Source organism: Falsiroseomonas sp. (assembly GCF_051860665.1).
Lineage (GTDB): Bacteria > Pseudomonadota > Alphaproteobacteria > Acetobacterales > Acetobacteraceae > Falsiroseomonas.
In genome coordinates, this window is sequence record NZ_JBHYDM010000005.1 from 215,995 (window position 1) to 231,191 (window position 15,197).

Consider the following 15,197-nt stretch of genomic DNA (forward strand, 5'->3'; position numbering starts at 1 on the left):
GGTGGTCACTCCGCCGCCACGGCCAGCGCCGCGGTCTTCTGCTCGATGTAGCTGTGCATGGTCTCGGCCGCGTCACGCCCGTCGCGGATCGCCCAGACCACCAGGCTGGCGCCGCGCACGATGTCGCCGGCGGCAAACACGCCCGGCAGCGCCGTCATCATCGTGCGATGGTCCACCTTCAGCGTGCCCCACTTCGTCACCGGCAGGCCCGGCTCGTTGAAGGCCGTGGGCAGGTCCTCCGGATCGAAGCCCAGCGCCATGATGACGAGATCGGCCGGCAGGTCGAAGCTGCTGCCCGGAATCGGCTCCACCTGCTGGCGGCCCGTCGCATCCGGCAGACCAAGATGCATGCGGTGTGCGCGCACGGCAGTGACGCTGCCCTCGCCCAGGAAGGCTTCCGGCGCGCCGAGCCACTCGAAGGTCACGCCCTCCTCCTCGGCGTTGTACACCTCCCGCATCGAGCCCGGCATATTCGCCTTGTCACGGCGATAGAGGCAGGTGACGGAGGTGGCGCCCTGGCGCACCGCGGTGCGGACGCAGTCCATCGCCGTATCGCCGCCGCCGATGACGACCACGCGCTTGCCGGCGGCGTTCATGGCGCCACTGGCCATGCCTGGCACATTCTCACCGAGGCCGGCGCGGTTCGAGGCGGTCAGATATTCCAGCGCCGGCACGATGCCGGGCAGGCCGATGCCGGGCGCCTTCATGTCGCGCGCCTTGTAGACGCCGGTCGCGATCAGCACGGCGTCGTGCCTCGCGCGCAGCTCGTCGAGCGTGATGTCCTTGCCGACCGCGACGTTCAGGTGGAACTGAATGCCGCCTTCCTCGAACTGCTTCCAGCGGCGCAGCACCACCTCCTTCTCCAGCTTGAAGTTGGGGATGCCGTAGATCATCAGGCCGCCGACGCGATCGTAGCGGTCATAGACATGCACCTGGTAGCCGCGCATGCGCAGCCGCTCGGCCGCCGCCAGGCCGCCGGGGCCGGCGCCGATGATGCCGACCGATTGCGCCAGCTCCCGCCGCGGCTTCGGCGGCTTCACCCAGCCCATCTCCCAGGCCGTGTCGGTGATGTACTTCTCCACCGACCCGATGGTGACGCTGCCAAAATCCTTCTCGATGACGCAGTTGCCCTCGCAGAGGCGATCCTGCGGGCAGATGCGGCCGCAGATTTCCGGAAAGGTGTTGGTGGCGGAGGAGACCTCATAGGCCTCCTCCAGCCGGCCTTCCGCGGTCAGCTTCAGCCAGTCCGGGATGTTGTTGTTGAGCGGGCAATGCACCTGGCAGAAGGGCACGCCGCACTGGCTGCAGCGGCTGGATTGCGCCTTCGCCGCCTCGGGCGCGAAGTCCTGGTAGATCTCGCCGAAATCCTCGCGACGCAGCGTGGCCGGGCGCTTGTCCGGCTGGTGCTGGTCGAGGCGCACGAATTGCAGCATCCGATCGGCCATGGCGGCGAGGCTCCTCACTCGCGCACGACCATCCGGCGGCGGCGCGGGAGAGCCTCCTACATCAGCAGCGCAACGGATGCGAGTCCGTTTTGCACCGAAAGGACACCCATACTGTCCTAAACTCGACGATTTCTTACCGAGACCCAAACCCGCCTCGGAGGGGCCTCGCGGATTAGGTCCGAAGCGGCCTCAGGCCGTGGCCAGATCCCGCCGGCCGCCACCAACCCGGTAGCGGCGCAGATAGGCCGGCACCACCGCCTCCACCGTCTTCGGCGTGATGCCGAGCGCGGACAGCCCCGGCACGCCCGCCGCCGCGACATTGTCCCGGCCCAGCAGCAGCAGCTGGTCCCGCGTCAATGCCGGATTCGGCAGCTTCTCCAGCAGCCCCGCCTGGAAGCGCATGAAGCCCATCGGCATCTCCACCATCCGCCGGCGCCGGCGGATGGTCTCCAGGATGAAGCGCAGCACCTCGCGCATCGTCATCACCCGCGGCCCGCCGAGCTCATAGGTCGTGCCCAGCGCGGCCTCCTGTTCCAGCGCCGCCATCACCGCATCCGCCACGTCGCCCACGAAGACCGGCTGGAAGCGGCTGGCGCCGGAGACCACCGGCATGAAGGGCAGCAGCTGCGCCATGCCGGCGAAGCGGTTGAAGAACTGGTCCTCGGGCCCGAAGACGACGGAGGGGCGCAGGATGGTGGCCGTGGGGAAGGCCGCGCGCACCCCCGCCTCCCCCTGCGCCTTGCTGCGGGCATAGAGGCTGTCGCTGGCCGCATCGGCGCCGATCGCCGAGACATGCACCATCCGCCGCACCCCGGCCGCGGTGGCGGCCTGGGCGATCAGCCCCGGCGCCTCCCCCTGCACCCGCGCGAAGTCGCCGGGACGGCGCTCATGCAGGATGCCCACCAGGTTGATGACGACATCCGCGCCCTGCACGGCGCGGGCCAGCGCGGCGTGGTCGGTGACTGCGACCTGCAGCGGCACGATCTGGCCGACCCGGCCCTGGGTGGTCAGGAAGCGCGTGCCGGCCGGATCGCGCGTCGCCACCCGCACCACATACCCCTGCGCCGCCAGCCGCTGCACCACATAGCGTCCGATGAAGCCGGCGCCGCCGAACACCGTCGCCACCCTGCGATCCCGCCCCACCTGCATCACCCGTGCTCCATATCCATGGGCCATATCCGCTGGCCTCGCGCTGCCGGACCATATGGGCCGCGCCGGCCCGCGCCAAGCGATGTCCACAGCATTGCAGCCTTCCTGAAAGAATTCCGCACACCCCCCGCTTGACGGGTCCGGGGGCCGCCCGTAAACCCCGCCGCACGTCGGAAGACGCCCCTTGCCCAGGTGGCGGAATTGGTAGACGCGCTGGCTTCAGGTGCCAGTGACCGCAAGGTCGTGAAGGTTCGAGTCCTTTCCTGGGCACCACTCCCCTCGGGGTTACCATGGTGGGGTCACAACGGCGGTGGGTTCCACCCTTTTCACCAAGGCCGCCGTGATCCGACTGCATCGGCATGACCTGCCGGACGATGTGAGCTTCGGCTCTTCCGTCGCCATCGATACCGAGACCATGGGCCTCGACCCGCGGCGCGACCGGCTCTGCCTGGTGCAGCTTTCCGCGGGCGATGGCACCGCCCATTGCGTGCAGATCCTGCCCGAGCGCCTCGGCGGCCGCGGCGCGGATTGCCCGAACCTGAAGCGCCTGCTGGCCGATCCCGCAGTGCTGAAGATCTTCCACTTCGCCCGCTTCGATGTCGCGGCGCTCTACAACGCGCTCGGCGTGGTGGTGGCGCCGGTGGTCTGCACCAAGATCGCCTCCAAGCTGGTGCGCACCTATACGGACCGGCACGGGCTGAAGGACCTCTGCCGCGACCTGCTGGGCGTCGATCTCTCCAAGCAGCAGCAGTCCAGCGACTGGGGGCAGGCGGAGCTGACGCCGGAGCAGCTGACCTATGCGGCCTCCGACGTGCTGCACCTGCATGCCCTCTGGGCCCGGCTGAAGGCGCTGCTGGAACGCGAGGGGCGTCTGGACATCGCGCAGGCCTGCTACCACTTCCTGCCCATGCGGGGCCGCCTGGACCTGCTGGGCTACGAAGACCCGGATATCTTCGCGCATTGAAGGGCCGGCCGGGCACCCCCGCCCGAGGCAAGACCTGCACCGGCCTGCCAGGAAAGTGACCCGCGCGTAAACCGCGGCAGGGCAGGAGCGGCAGTCTTGGCACGTTTTTTGTCCCGCCGGCCTCGCAAGGTCATCTCCGCGTTGACCCCCTGCCCCGCGAGGCTCATACAAAACACGTGAGATTGCCGCCGCCCCTCTCCGCTCGGCCCAACGCCACATCGGGCGCGGCCAGAAGCGCACCCGCGCGCCGCCTGCTGGCTCCCTCCCGGGAACGCCGGGCGCCGAGTGCCGGGCAATTGCTGCGGCACCGGATCCTGGTCAGCGTTGCCAAGCGCGTCCTGCCGCTGGCCGCCGTGGCGCTGCTGGCCGCCATCGCCCTCTGGCCCGAGATCGACAGCGCCGCGGATCGCGGCCGTGTCGCCTTCCGCCGCGTGCTGCAGGCCGCGCCGGATGCGCTGCGCATCGTCGATCCGCGCTACCAGGGCGTGGACGAGCAGAACCGCCCCTATACCGTCACCGCAAGCGTCGCGACCCAGGGCGGGAATGAGGAGGTGGTGGTGCTGGAAGCGCCGCGCGCCGACCTGCTGATGGGCGACGGCAGCTGGGTCTACCTCGAATCGCGGGAGGGGCGCTTCAATCGCCCGACCAACCAGCTCGACCTCGCCGGCCAGGTGACCGTGCATCATGACGATGGCAGCCAGTTCGTGACCGATCGCGCGGCGATCGACCTGAAGGCCGGCGCCGCCTCCGGCGATGCGCCGGTGGCCGCGCAAGGCCCCTTCGGCACGCTGACCGCGCAGGGCTTTCGCCTCTTCGACCGTGGCCAGGTGGTGGTCTTCACGGGCCAGGCCCGCACCGTGCTGGAAGGTGGCCAGTGACCCGCATCGGACGCCTTTCCCTTCCGCTGGCCCTGCTGTTGCTGGCGCTGCCGGCGCGGGCGCAGAACCTGGACCTGAACCAGGGCGGGCCGGTGGAAATCACCGCCAATGACGGCATCGAATGGCGCCAGCAGGACCAGGTGGTGATTGCCCGTGGCCAGGCCCGCGCGGTGCGCGACGGCGTGGCGGTGGATGCGGACCGGCTGATCGCCCGCTACCGGCCGCGCGGCGGCGCCCAGGCGGCCCCGGCCCAGCCGGGCGAGAGCCCGCTCTCGGGCGGCGAGATCTGGCGGCTGGAGGCCGAGGGCAGCGTCCGCGTCACCTCCGCCACCGAACGCGCGGAAGGCGAACGCGCGGTCTATGACATGGACCAGGCGGTGATGGTGCTGTCCGGCCGCGGCCTATCCCTGACCACGCCGGACCAGCGCATCACGGCCCGCGACAGCCTGGAGTATTGGCCGCAGCGCCGCATGGCGGTGGCGCGCGGCGCCGCCGTGGTGGTCAGCACCGATGGCCGCCGCATCGCCGCCGATACGCTGGTCGCCTATTTCCTGGATGCGCCGGCCGAGGGGGCGCCCGCCGCCACCCCGGCGCCCGCCCGCCCCGCGACCCCGCCCATCGGCGGGCTGCCGGCGGCGAATGAGAGCAGCCGCATCGAACGCGTCGAGGCCTATGGCGGCGTCGAGATCCGCTCCGCCGAGGAAGTCGTGCGCGGCGAGCGCGGCATGTACAGCCCGCAGACCGGCCTTGCCCGGCTGGTCGGCGGCGTCCGCATCACCCGTGGGGAGAACCAGTTGAACGGCCAGGAAGCGATCGTGAACCTGCAGACCGGCGTCTCGCGCCTGATCTCGGCCCCCGGCACGCGCGTGCAGGGCCTGGTCGTGCCCGGGCAGCAGCAGCCGAGCCAGGCCAACGTCCCCCCGGCCCAGCGTCCCGCGCCGCGCACCCCCGCGCCGCCGCCGGCCCGCCAGCCGAGCCAGCCGCCGGCCCGATGAGCAGCACGGACCGTCCGGGCGATCCCCGCCCCGCCCCGCCCATTCGCCTGGCCGCCGAGAATGCCGGCCTCGTCGCGACCGGCCTTGGCAAGCGCTACAAGAAGCGGCCCGTGGTGCGGAACGTCTCGATCAACCTGCGGCGGGGGGAGGCGGTGGGCCTGCTCGGCCCCAATGGCGCCGGCAAGACGACCACCTTCTACATGATCACCGGCCTGGTGCAGCCCGATGAGGGCACGGTGACCATGGATGGCCATGACGTCACCCGCCTGCCGATGTACCGCCGCGCCCGCCTCGGCCTCGGCTACCTGCCGCAGGAGGCCTCGATCTTCCGGGGCCTCTCGGTCGAGGACAATATCCGCGCCGCGCTGGAGGTGGTGGAGCCGGTGCGCGACCGCCGCGAGCAGATGCTGGATTCGCTTCTGGCGGAATTCGGCATCGCCCATCTGCGCCGCGCCCCGGCGCTGGCGCTCTCGGGCGGCGAGCGGCGGCGCTGCGAGATCGCCCGCGCCCTGGCCACCCAGCCCAGCTATATCCTGCTCGACGAGCCGCTGGCCGGCATCGACCCGATCGCGGTCGGCGAGATCCGGGACCTGGTCAAGCATCTGAAGGATCGCGGGATCGGCGTGCTGATCACCGACCACAATGTGCGCGAAACGCTGGAGATCATCGACCGCGCCTACATCCTGCACGACGGCCAGGTGCTGATGGAGGGCAACCCGCGCGACATCGTCGCGCATGAGGGTGTGCGGCGTGTCTATCTCGGCGAAAGATTTTCGCTCTAGGCTGGCGGCATGAACAGGGCTGCGCATCGCCGGGTCGGGGGCTGAGGGTCGTGGCACTCGGACCGCGCCTGGACCTGCGGCAGTCCCAGTCCCTGGTGATGACGCCGCAGCTGCGGCAGGCCATCAAGCTGCTGCAGTCCAGCAATGTGGAAGTCACCGCCTTCGTCGAGGAGGAGCTGGAGCGCAACCCGCTGCTGGAGCGCGACGACCGCCCCGAACCCGCGACGCGGGCCGATGAGCGCGCGCCGGAAGCCCCCGCCGCCGAACCCGCCGATACCCATGCCGCCGCCACCTCCGGCGAGATGCCGTCCGATTCGGCCGCGCCGCTCGATGCCGATTGGGGCAATGTCTACGACAGCGATGGCGCCGGCGGCGGTTTTTCCGAGTCTGGCGGCCGGGGTGGGCGCGCCGATTTCGACGACAACCTCTCCGATATCGAGGACCTGGCGGATGGCCGGAAGTCGCTGCGCGAGCATCTGGGCGAACAGGTCCGGCTAACCTTCGGCGATCCGCAGGAAAGGCTGATCGCGGCGCAGATGCTGGCCCTGGTCGACCCGGCCGGGCGCATGACCATCGAGGACTGGCAGATCGCCAATGCCATGGGCTGCCCGGTGGCGCAGGTGGCCGGGGTGCGGGCGCGGCTGCAGCGGCTGGACCCCGTCGGCATGTTCTGCCGCGACCTGCGCGAATGCCTGGCCGTGCAACTGGCCGACCGCAACCGGCTGGACCCCTGCATGGAACGCCTGCTGGACAATCTGGAGATGCTGGCGCGGCGCGACCTGCGTGGGCTGATGCGGGTCTGCGAGTGCGATTCGGAAGACCTCGCGGACATGATCGCCGAGGTGAAGCGCCTCGACCCCAAGCCGGGTGCCAGCTTCGACGCGCCGCCGGCCATGGCCGTGGTGCCGGATGTGCTGATGAAGCGGCTGCCCGATGGCGGCTGGGCGGTGGAGCTGAACCCCGAGACGCTGCCCCGCGTGCTCGTGAACCGCGGTTTTCACGCCCGCGCGGTGGTCGGTGCGAAATCCCGCGACGACAAGGCCTTCATCGCGGACCGGCTGCAATCCGCCACCTGGCTGGTGAAATCGCTGGAGCAGCGCGCCAATACCATCCTGAAGGTGGCCGCCGAGATCGTGCGCCGGCAGGACGGCTTCTTCCGCCATGGCGTGGCGCATCTGCGGCCGCTGATCCTGCGCGACGTTGCCGAATATGTCGCCATGCATGAAAGCACCGTGAGCCGCGTCACCGCCAACAAATACATCGCGACGCCGCGCGGGACCTTCGAGCTAAAGTATTTCTTCACCACTGCCATCGCGGGAACACTTGGCGGGGAGAGCCATTCGGCCGAGGCGGTGCGCTTCCGCATCCGCGAGATGATCGGCGCCGAGACGATGGAGGATGTCCTTTCGGACGATGCGATCGTCGAGCGTTTGCGCAAGGAGGGAGTGGACATCGCACGCAGAACGGTGGCCAAATACCGCGAGGCGTTGCGCATTCCATCATCGGTGCAACGCAAGCGGGAGAAGGCCGTCCCGGCCTGATCCGCGGCGCGGTTTCTTCGCCGCCAATCCATCCGGGCGCGGCCTTCCCCATAGCGGAGGAAGGAGCGAAGCTCGCATGCATATCACCGTCGCAGGCAAGCAGGTCGAGACCGGCGAGGCGTTGAAGACTCATGTAAGGGATGGCCTGACGGTCATCTCCCGCAAGTATTTCGACCACGCCGTGGAAGCAAACGTGACCTTCAGCCGGGACGCCAAGGGCCACGCCTTCCTCTGCGACATCAACCTGAAGGCCGGCCGCAACCTGTTCCTGCGCGGCGAGGGCGAGGGCGCCGATGCGCATCGCGCCTTCACCGTCGCCGCGGAACATGTCGCCAAGCGCCTGCGCCGCTACCGCCGCCGCATGAACGACCACGCCCGCAGCCTGGCCGGCGAGCGCGAGCCGGAGGTGGCCGAGCCGGCCCGCCAGGTGGTGCTGCGCCATGCGGAGGAGGAGGAGGAGACGCCCGACCCCGCGCTGGAGCAGGCCGGCGACCACCCCGCCGTGGTGGCCGAGACCCCGGCCGAGATCCACCGCCTGACGGTGGGCGAGGCGGTGATGCGCATGGACCTGGCGCATGTGCCGGTGCTGATGTTCCGCAACCGCGCGACCAATGGGCTCAACGTGGTCTATCGCCGCGGCGACGGCCATATCGGCTGGATCGACCCGAAGAGCGCCTAACCCCCCAGCCCCGCCGCCACCTCGGCCACCAGCGCCTCGCGCGCCTGCCGGGTGGCGGCGGTCTTGGCCCGCACGCCGGCGAGGATCTCGGGCGGCGCGCTCTCCGGGCTGCCGGAGTCGAAGGGCGGGGCGGGAGCGTATTCCAGGCCGAGCTGGATGGACTGCGCCACCGCCGGGCCGGCGATCTCCGCCACCAGGGTCAGGGCGAAGTCGATGCCCGCGGTCACGCCGCCGCCGGTGAAGAGATTGCCGTCCCGCACCACCCGCGCCTGCACCGGAATGGCGCCGAGCGGCGCCAGAAGGTGGTGCGCATTCCAATGGGTGGTGGCGCGCTTGCCGCGCAGCAGCCCCGCGGCGCCGAGCACCAGCGCGCCGGTGCAGACGGAGGTGACGTAGCGCGCACCCGGCGCCTGGCGCCGCAGGAAGTCCAGCACCGCCGAATCCTGCATCAGCGCGCCGATCCCGCCACCGCCCGGCACGCAGAGGATGTCGAGCTGCGGGCAATCGGTGAAATCGGTGGTCGCGGCGAGCACCAGCCCGGTCGAGGCCCGCACCGGCCCGGCCTTCGCCGCCACCAGGTGCATCCTGGCCCCCGGCAGGCCGGCCAGGACCTCATAGGGGCCGGTGAGGTCCAGCTGCTGCACGTCCGGAAACAGCAACAGGCCGATATTCAGCGTCATGGGGGGTTTCCTGCCCGGTTGTTCCGGGCAGGCTAGACGGGACCGGCGCGCGGCGGAACCGCGGCCCGGCTCAATGCACCAGCATCGGCTCCATGTCGTGCTGGCGGATCGCCGCGGCCGCCAGATCGGCATTGGGCGCGGCGCCGATCGGCGTGCCATCCGCGGCGTGGATGGCGAAGGCCAGCGCGCCGTTCAGCACGACGGGGCGCAGATAGGCGACCGCATCGGCACCCAGCCGGGCGAAATCGAGGTTGGACAGGCTGCGCAGCGCCATCGGGGACAGGGTCATGCGGCCCTCGGCAGCGCCGCCATCGAAGTCGGACATGGTCATCTCCTTCCGGCACGGCCGTCATGGCCCGTGCCAAGGTAACGCGAAAGGTGTGTCAGCTTTCCTTCAGACGGGCCTCTGCCAGGCGTGCCTCGGAGACCCGCCCCTCGCCCACCGGCACCTGCCCCACAACGGGGCGCTGCGGCCCCTGGCCGCGGGTGGCGATCTGGATGGTCTTCACCCGCACCTCGGGCAGCGGCCTCTGCAGGTCGACATGCAAAAGGCCGTTGTCGAGCCAGGCGCCCTCCACCTCGATACCCTCGGCCAGCACGAAGGCCCGCTGGAACTGCCGCGCGGCGATGCCGCGATGCAGGAAGATCCGGCCTTCGCCGTCCTCCCGCTGCCGCCCGCGGATCACCAGCTGGTTGTCCTCCTGCGTGATCTGCAGGTCGTCCATCGAGAAGCCGGCCACGGCCAGCGTGATGCGCAGCCGCGTCTCGCCCGTCTGCTCGATATTGTAGGGGGGATAGCCGTCGGCGCTTTTCTGCACCCGGTCGAGCATCTGCTCCAGATGATCGAAGCCGAGGAACAGGGGCGAGCCGAACAGGGATGGTCGTGACATGTGTCTCAGGTGCCTCCTCGCTCAGGAGCGAAGCCTTGGTCTCGCGGGGCCCGAAGGCACCCCGCTTGCTGCAATTTTGGCGGCATGGCCTGCCGTTGCAAGGGGGGCGGGGCGGGGCTACCTCTCCCCCCTTCCTCCAAGGCGGCCCGTTTGACGGGCGAATGATCGAAATGACCACCGAACCAGAGCTGCTGCCCATCCTCTATGTCCCGGACCCGCGGCTGCGCGCCAAGGCGAAGCCGGTGGCGGAGGGGGATGCGCGGATCGCCGACCTCTCCGCGCGGATGCTGGCCACCATGTACAAGGCCCCCGGCATCGGCCTGGCCGCGCCGCAGGTGGGGGAGCTGCTGCGCCTGGTGGTGATCGACCTGCATGAGAACGACATCCCCGCGCCCCTGGTGCTGGTGAACCCGCAAATCGTGGCCGAGAGCAGCGAGACGGCGGTGCGGGAGGAAGGCTGCCTCTCGCTGCCCGGCCAATATGCCGATGTGACGCGCCCCGCGCGCGTGAAGGTGCGCTACCAGGACCTGACCGGGGCGAAGAAGGAAATCGAGGGCGAGGGCCTGCTTTCCGCCTGCCTGCAGCACGAGATCGACCACCTGGATGGCGTACTCTTCGTCGATCATATCTCGGCGCTGAAGCGCAATATGCTGCTGCGCAAGCTGGCCAAGGAACTGAAGCTGAAGGCGCAGGGGTGAGCCGGCGCCTCCGCCTCGCCTTCATGGGCAGCCCGGATTTCTCGGTGCCGGCACTGCGGGCGCTGCATGGGGCGGGGCATGAGATCGTGGCGGTCTATGCCCAGCCGCCGAAACCCGCCGGGCGCGGCCAGAAGGAGACCCCCTGCCCCGTGCATCGCGCGGCGCTGGAGCTCGGCCTGCCGGTGCGCACGCCCGCGCGGGTGAAGCGGGATGCGGCGGAACATGCGGCCTTTGCGGCGCTGGATCTGGATGTGGCGGTGGTCGCGGCCTATGGGCTGATCCTGCCGCCGGCGATGCTGGCCGCGCCGCGGCGCGGCTGCCTGAACATCCATGCCTCCCTGCTGCCGCGCTGGCGCGGGGCGGGGCCGATCCAGGCGGCGATCGTGGCAGGCGATGCCGAAAGCGGCGTGACCATCATGCAGATGGAGGAAGGGCTGGACACCGGCCCGATGCTGCTGGCCGAGGCCACGCCGATCGGCCCCCGCACCACCACGCCGGAGCTGCATGATGCGCTTTCCGAGATCGGCGCCCGGCTGATCCTGCGTGCGCTGGACGAGAACCCGCCGGCCGTGCCGCAGCCGGAGGAGGGCGTGACCTACGCCCCGAAACTGGCCAAGGCCGATGGCCGCATCGACTGGACCCAGCCCGCCACGGCGCTGGACCGCCGCATCCGCGCCCTCACCCCCTGGCCCGGCTGCTTCTTCGAGGCCGGCGCGGAGGTTCTCCGAGTCCATGCGGCGGAAGCGGTGTCTGGGCAGGGCACGCCCGGCACGCTGCTGGCGCCCGATGTGGTGGCCTGTGGCGAGGGCGCGCTACGCCTGCTGCGCCTGCAACGCCCCGGCCGCGCCGCCATGGCCACCGCCGACCTCCTGCGTGGCTACACGCTGCCCAACCAGCTTGCATAGATGCCGCGCTACGCGCTGCTGCTGGAATATGACGGCACGCATTTCTGCGGCTGGCAGCGCCAGGGCGAGCTGCCCAGCGTCCAGAAGCTGCTGGAGGAGGCGGCCGCGCCGCTGAACCACGGCCAGCTTCCCACCGCCACCGCCTCCGGCCGCACCGATGCGGGGGTGCATGCGGAAGGCGCCGTGGCGGATCTGGAGCTGGCGCTGGACCTGCCGCCGGCCCGGGTGCGGGACGCCATCAATTTCCGCACCCAGCCGCATCCCGTGGTGGTGCGGGCGGCCGCCCGGGTGGCGCCGGACTGGTCCGCGCGCTTCGATTGCCTCGGCCGCGGCTATCGCTACCGCATCCTGAACCGCCCGGCGCGGCCGGCGCTGGCGGCGGGGCAGTTCTGGCATGTGAAGCGCAAGCTGGATGCGGAAGCGATGCATGCGGCGGCGCAGCTGCTGCTCGGCCGGCACGATTTCTCCGCCTATCGCGCCGCCGCCTGCCAGGCGAAGTCGCCGGTCCGCACCCTGGACCGGCTGGACGTGACCCGGCTGGGCGAGGAGGTGCATATCATCGCGGAGGCGCGCAGCTTCCTGCACCACCAGGTCCGCAACCTCGTCGGCACGCTCCATGAGGTCGGCCAGGGCCGCCGTCCCGTCACCTGGCCGCGCCAGGTGCTGGAGGGGCTGGACCGCAGCAAGGCGGGCCAGACGGCGCCGCCGGATGGGCTGGTGTTTCGCTTTGCCCGGTATGACCCGGCGCCGGCCTGGGTCTGAGCCCGCCCTAGACCGCCTCCGGCAGCGCCAGTTCGAACCGCTGCGCCAGCTTCGCCAGGGCCGGCGGGATCGCCGGATGCAGCGCCACGCCGCGCGCCAGCGCCTCCGCCCGCCGCGCCATGGCGCGCTCGCCCGGCAGGCGCGGCGCCTCGCCGCCCGGCCTCGGCGGGTTCGCGTGCACGGCCTGCGCCATCCAGCCGGTCTCCCGCAGGAAGGCCGCCGTTCCGCCGAAGCGGGACGGGTCGATCACCATGACCAGGACCGAGGCGCCCCAGCCCGTCGGCGCCTCGGCACGGCCATGGCCGGCCAGCGCCGAGGTCAGCACCTCGATCAGCAGGCCCAGCGCAAAACCCTTGTGCCCGGCCTCGACGCCGCCCAGCGGCATCAGCGTGCCATCGGCCCAGAAGGCATTCGGATCGCGCGTCGGCCTGCCCTCCGCATCGAGCAGAACCTCATGCGCGAAGAGGCCGCCCTCGACCCGCTTGCGCGCGGTCATGCCATTGGTGGTGATGGACATCGAAACGTCGATCAGCACCGGCCCCTCCGGCGTCGGCCAGGCGGCGGCCAGCGGGTTCGGCGTATAGATGCGCCGCGTGCCGCCCCAGGGGGCGACGGAGCCGGTGGCGGGGTCGGAACAGGTCAGCAGCAGCATCCGCCCGGCGGCGGCCACCGGCGGCCCATAGGCGGCCAGGCAGCCGATATGGTGGCAGCGGCCGATGCTGACCACGCCGATGCCGGCATCGGCCGAGGCCGCCTCGGCGCGGGCGATGGCGCGGCGCACCAGCCAGGGGCCGGGCAGCTTGCGACCGTCCCAGGTCTGCGCAACGGCGGTGGCGGAGATCACCTCCGGCTCGCCGGAGGCGCGCATATCGCCGGATTGCAGCGCATCGAGATAGGGCGTCAGCAGGGCCAGGCCATGCGTGTCGTGGCCCATCAGGTCGCCCTCCAGCAGCACCTCCGCCACCGACCGCGCCTTTTCGGAATCGAGCCCCGCCGCCGCGCAGGCCGCGATGGCGAAGCTGCGCAGCTGGGCCACGTCATGGCGTGCCGTCATTCGTTCTTCCCCCCCTTGGTCGCGCGGATCAGCCCAGCGACAGCCGCTGCACGAAGCCCGCGATGAACAGCCCCAGCGCCACATCCAGCGCCACCAGCCCCACCGCCCGGCCGCCCGAGATGCCGAGCGCCGCCCGCGCCATGAACCATTCCAGCCAGAGCGAATAGCCCACCACCGCCAGCGTCAGCCCCTGGCCGAGGATCACCGGCAGCCCGGCTAGCAGCAGCAGCGCCAGCGCGATCTGCGCCAGGTACTGGATCACGCTGATCCAGTTCCAGGCCACCAGGAAGCGCGGCCAGAGCGCGGCGCGGCCCCAGCCGGCGATCACCGGCAGGCTGACCAGGGCGAACAGCACCCAGCCATAGACGAAGCCGGTCATCTGCGCCGCCAGCGGGCGCAGCGTGGCCTCCCCCTCCCCCGCCGTGCCGTTGAAGAAGCCCAGCACCAGGAAGGCGGGCAGGCAGATCAGCGCCGCGACGAAGGATCGCCAGGCGCCGGCCGGCGTCGATTCCATCAGCGCCATGCCCTCCGGCCGGCCACGCGCGAGCAGCGAGGCGCCGAGCAGGCCGGCGATGATCGCCAGGCGCAGCGGCGGCTCCGGCGGCGGAGCGGGGGGTGGCGGGTTGGGGGCGCCGCTCAGGCGAGCACTTCCTCGATCACCCGGGCATAGAGGCGGGCCAGCGCCCGCAGCTCCGCCACCGGGGTCGATTCATCGGCCTTGTGCATGGTGGCCCCCACCGCGCCGAGCTCCGCCACCGGGCAATACCGCGCGATGAAGCGGGCATCGGAGGTGCCGCCACCGGTATCCAGCTTCGCGGCCTGCCCGGTCTCCGCCAGCACGGCGCGTTCCAGGGCCGCGACGAAGGGGCCGGGCTGGGTGAGGAAGGATTCGCCGGAACAGGACACGGCCAGCTCATGCCGCGGCGCAGCGGCTTCCAGCGCGGCGCGCAGATGCGCGGTCAGGCTGGCTTCCGTATGCAGGTCGTTGAAGCGGATGTTCAGCCGCGCCGTGGCGCTGGGCGGAATCACATTGGTCGCCGGGTTGCCGACGTCGAAGCTGGTCACCTGCAGCGTCGTCGGCTCGAAGAATTCCGTGCCCTGGTCCAGCGGCGTGCCGGTCAGCGCCGCCAGCACGCGCACCAGGCGATGGATGGGATTGTCGGCCCGCTGCGGATAGGCGCTGTGGCCCTGGGTGCCGTGCACGGTCAGGGTGGCATTCAGGCTGCCGCGGCGGCCGACCTTGATGGTATCGCCCAGCACCGCCTTGCTGGTGGGCTCCCCCACCACGCAGCAATCCGGGATCCTTTTCGAGTTTGCCAGCCACTCCAGCACTTTTGCCGTGCCGTCCACCGCGGGGCCTTCCTCGTCGCCGGTGATGAGCAGGGACAGGGTGCCGGGCAGGTCGGGGCGGCGCGCCAGCACGTCCGCGACGGCGGAAATCCAGGCGGCGACGCCGCCCTTCATGTCGGTGGCGCCGCGGCCGAACAGCAGGCCGTTGCGCACCTCCCCGCCGAAGGGGTCGGCGGTCCAGCCGGTGGCGCCGGGCGGCACCACATCGGTATGGCCGGCGAACATCAGGTGCGGCCCTTCCCCCTCCCGCACCGCGAAGAGGTTCTCGATCTCCCCGAAGCGCAGCCGGTGGCAGGCGAAGCCCAGCGGCGCCAGCGCCGCCTCCAGCACCGCCATCGCCCCGTCATCGGCCGGCGTCACGCTGCGGCATCGGATCAGCGCCTGGGCCAGAGGCACCGGATCCGGCACGTCGTTCCTCACCCCGC

17 protein-coding genes and 1 tRNA gene are annotated in these 15,197 nt (G+C 71.0%); 10 read left to right on the plus strand and 8 right to left on the minus strand.

The annotated features are described in order from the left end of the window. Positions 1-5: 5 nt before the first annotated feature. Positions 6-1,445 carry an NAD(P)-dependent oxidoreductase gene (locus ACTIF1_RS07685; RefSeq protein WP_439595803.1) on the minus strand — a complete coding sequence of 480 codons (1,440 nt, stop codon included), beginning with the start codon at positions 1,443-1,445 and terminating at the stop codon, positions 6-8. A gap of 189 nt (positions 1,446-1,634) precedes the next feature. Next, entirely contained in the window at positions 1,635-2,570 is a 936-nt protein-coding gene (locus ACTIF1_RS07690; protein ID WP_439595804.1) for a complex I NDUFA9 subunit family protein, read from the minus strand. Positions 2,571-2,780: 210 nt separating this feature from the next. Between ACTIF1_RS07690 and ACTIF1_RS07695 the strand changes: the two genes are divergently transcribed. From ACTIF1_RS07695 to hpf, 7 genes are all read left to right on the plus strand, one after another. Next, a tRNA-Leu gene (locus ACTIF1_RS07695) sits at positions 2,781-2,867 on the plus strand. A gap of 37 nt (positions 2,868-2,904) precedes the next feature. Next, positions 2,905-3,558, plus strand: a complete 654-nt coding sequence (locus ACTIF1_RS07700; RefSeq protein ID WP_439595805.1) for a ribonuclease D — start codon at positions 2,905-2,907, stop codon at positions 3,556-3,558. Between the two features lie 296 nt (positions 3,559-3,854). Then, positions 3,855-4,436 (plus strand): LPS export ABC transporter periplasmic protein LptC, encoded by a 582-nt coding sequence (gene lptC / locus ACTIF1_RS07705; RefSeq protein WP_439595806.1) that lies wholly within the window; start codon positions 3,855-3,857, stop codon positions 4,434-4,436. Then, positions 4,433-5,431, plus strand: coding sequence for an LptA/OstA family protein (locus tag ACTIF1_RS07710; RefSeq protein ID WP_439595807.1), 999 nt, complete (start codon positions 4,433-4,435; stop codon positions 5,429-5,431). Before lptC ends, ACTIF1_RS07710 begins: the two co-directional genes overlap by 4 nt. After that, complete coding sequence (gene lptB, locus ACTIF1_RS07715; protein ID WP_439595808.1) at positions 5,428-6,213, plus strand: LPS export ABC transporter ATP-binding protein; 786 nt, start codon at positions 5,428-5,430, stop codon at positions 6,211-6,213. Before ACTIF1_RS07710 ends, lptB begins: the two co-directional genes overlap by 4 nt. A 50-nt stretch (positions 6,214-6,263) precedes the next feature. Further along, positions 6,264-7,754 carry an RNA polymerase factor sigma-54 gene (gene rpoN, locus ACTIF1_RS07720; RefSeq protein ID WP_439595809.1) on the plus strand — a complete coding sequence of 497 codons (1,491 nt, stop codon included), beginning with the start codon at positions 6,264-6,266 and terminating at the stop codon, positions 7,752-7,754. Positions 7,755-7,830: 76 nt separating this feature from the next. Continuing rightward, positions 7,831-8,433 carry a ribosome hibernation-promoting factor, HPF/YfiA family gene (gene hpf, locus ACTIF1_RS07725; RefSeq protein ID WP_439595810.1) on the plus strand — a complete coding sequence of 201 codons (603 nt, stop codon included), beginning with the start codon at positions 7,831-7,833 and terminating at the stop codon, positions 8,431-8,433. Here the strand turns inward: hpf and ACTIF1_RS07730 are convergent. The 3 genes from ACTIF1_RS07730 to ACTIF1_RS07740 form a co-directional block, all read right to left on the minus strand. Further along, positions 8,430-9,113: a DJ-1/PfpI family protein gene (locus ACTIF1_RS07730; RefSeq protein WP_439595811.1), complete on the minus strand. Its 684-nt coding sequence runs from the start codon at positions 9,111-9,113 to the stop codon at positions 8,430-8,432. The two genes, hpf and ACTIF1_RS07730, sit on opposite strands and share 4 nt — an antisense overlap. Positions 9,114-9,183: 70 nt before the next feature. Further along, positions 9,184-9,438 carry a DUF1150 family protein gene (locus ACTIF1_RS07735; RefSeq protein ID WP_439595812.1) on the minus strand — a complete coding sequence of 85 codons (255 nt, stop codon included), beginning with the start codon at positions 9,436-9,438 and terminating at the stop codon, positions 9,184-9,186. A gap of 58 nt (positions 9,439-9,496) precedes the next feature. After that, the gene (locus tag ACTIF1_RS07740) at positions 9,497-10,003 is read right to left on the minus strand and encodes an Hsp20 family protein (protein ID WP_439595813.1); all 507 of its coding nucleotides are present in this window, start codon (positions 10,001-10,003) and stop codon (positions 9,497-9,499) included. A 161-nt stretch (positions 10,004-10,164) separates the two neighbouring features. Between ACTIF1_RS07740 and def the strand changes: the two genes are divergently transcribed. Genes def through truA form a run of 3 tightly spaced genes read left to right on the plus strand, consistent with a single transcriptional unit; the run spans position 10,165 to position 12,368 of the window. Next, complete coding sequence (gene def / locus ACTIF1_RS07745; protein ID WP_439595814.1) at positions 10,165-10,701, plus strand: peptide deformylase; 537 nt, start codon at positions 10,165-10,167, stop codon at positions 10,699-10,701. A 23-nt stretch (positions 10,702-10,724) separates the two neighbouring features. After that, positions 10,725-11,606, plus strand: a complete 882-nt coding sequence (gene fmt / locus ACTIF1_RS07750; protein WP_439595891.1) for a methionyl-tRNA formyltransferase — start codon at positions 10,725-10,727, stop codon at positions 11,604-11,606. After that, the gene (gene truA, locus ACTIF1_RS07755) at positions 11,607-12,368 is read left to right on the plus strand and encodes a tRNA pseudouridine(38-40) synthase TruA (RefSeq protein ID WP_439595815.1); all 762 of its coding nucleotides are present in this window, start codon (positions 11,607-11,609) and stop codon (positions 12,366-12,368) included. Positions 12,369-12,375: 7 nt separating this feature from the next. Here truA and ACTIF1_RS07760 read toward each other — a convergent pair whose 3' ends face one another. The 3 genes from ACTIF1_RS07760 to dapE form a co-directional block, all read right to left on the minus strand. Continuing rightward, positions 12,376-13,422 (minus strand): Ldh family oxidoreductase, encoded by a 1,047-nt coding sequence (locus ACTIF1_RS07760; protein ID WP_439595816.1) that lies wholly within the window; start codon positions 13,420-13,422, stop codon positions 12,376-12,378. A 28-nt stretch (positions 13,423-13,450) separates the two neighbouring features. Beyond that, positions 13,451-13,945, minus strand: coding sequence for a hypothetical protein (locus ACTIF1_RS07765; RefSeq protein WP_439595817.1), 495 nt, complete (start codon positions 13,943-13,945; stop codon positions 13,451-13,453). 113 nt (positions 13,946-14,058) lie between these two features. Further along, positions 14,059-15,192 (minus strand): succinyl-diaminopimelate desuccinylase, encoded by a 1,134-nt coding sequence (gene dapE / locus ACTIF1_RS07770; RefSeq protein WP_439595818.1) that lies wholly within the window; start codon positions 15,190-15,192, stop codon positions 14,059-14,061. Positions 15,193-15,197: the final 5 nt, after the last annotated feature.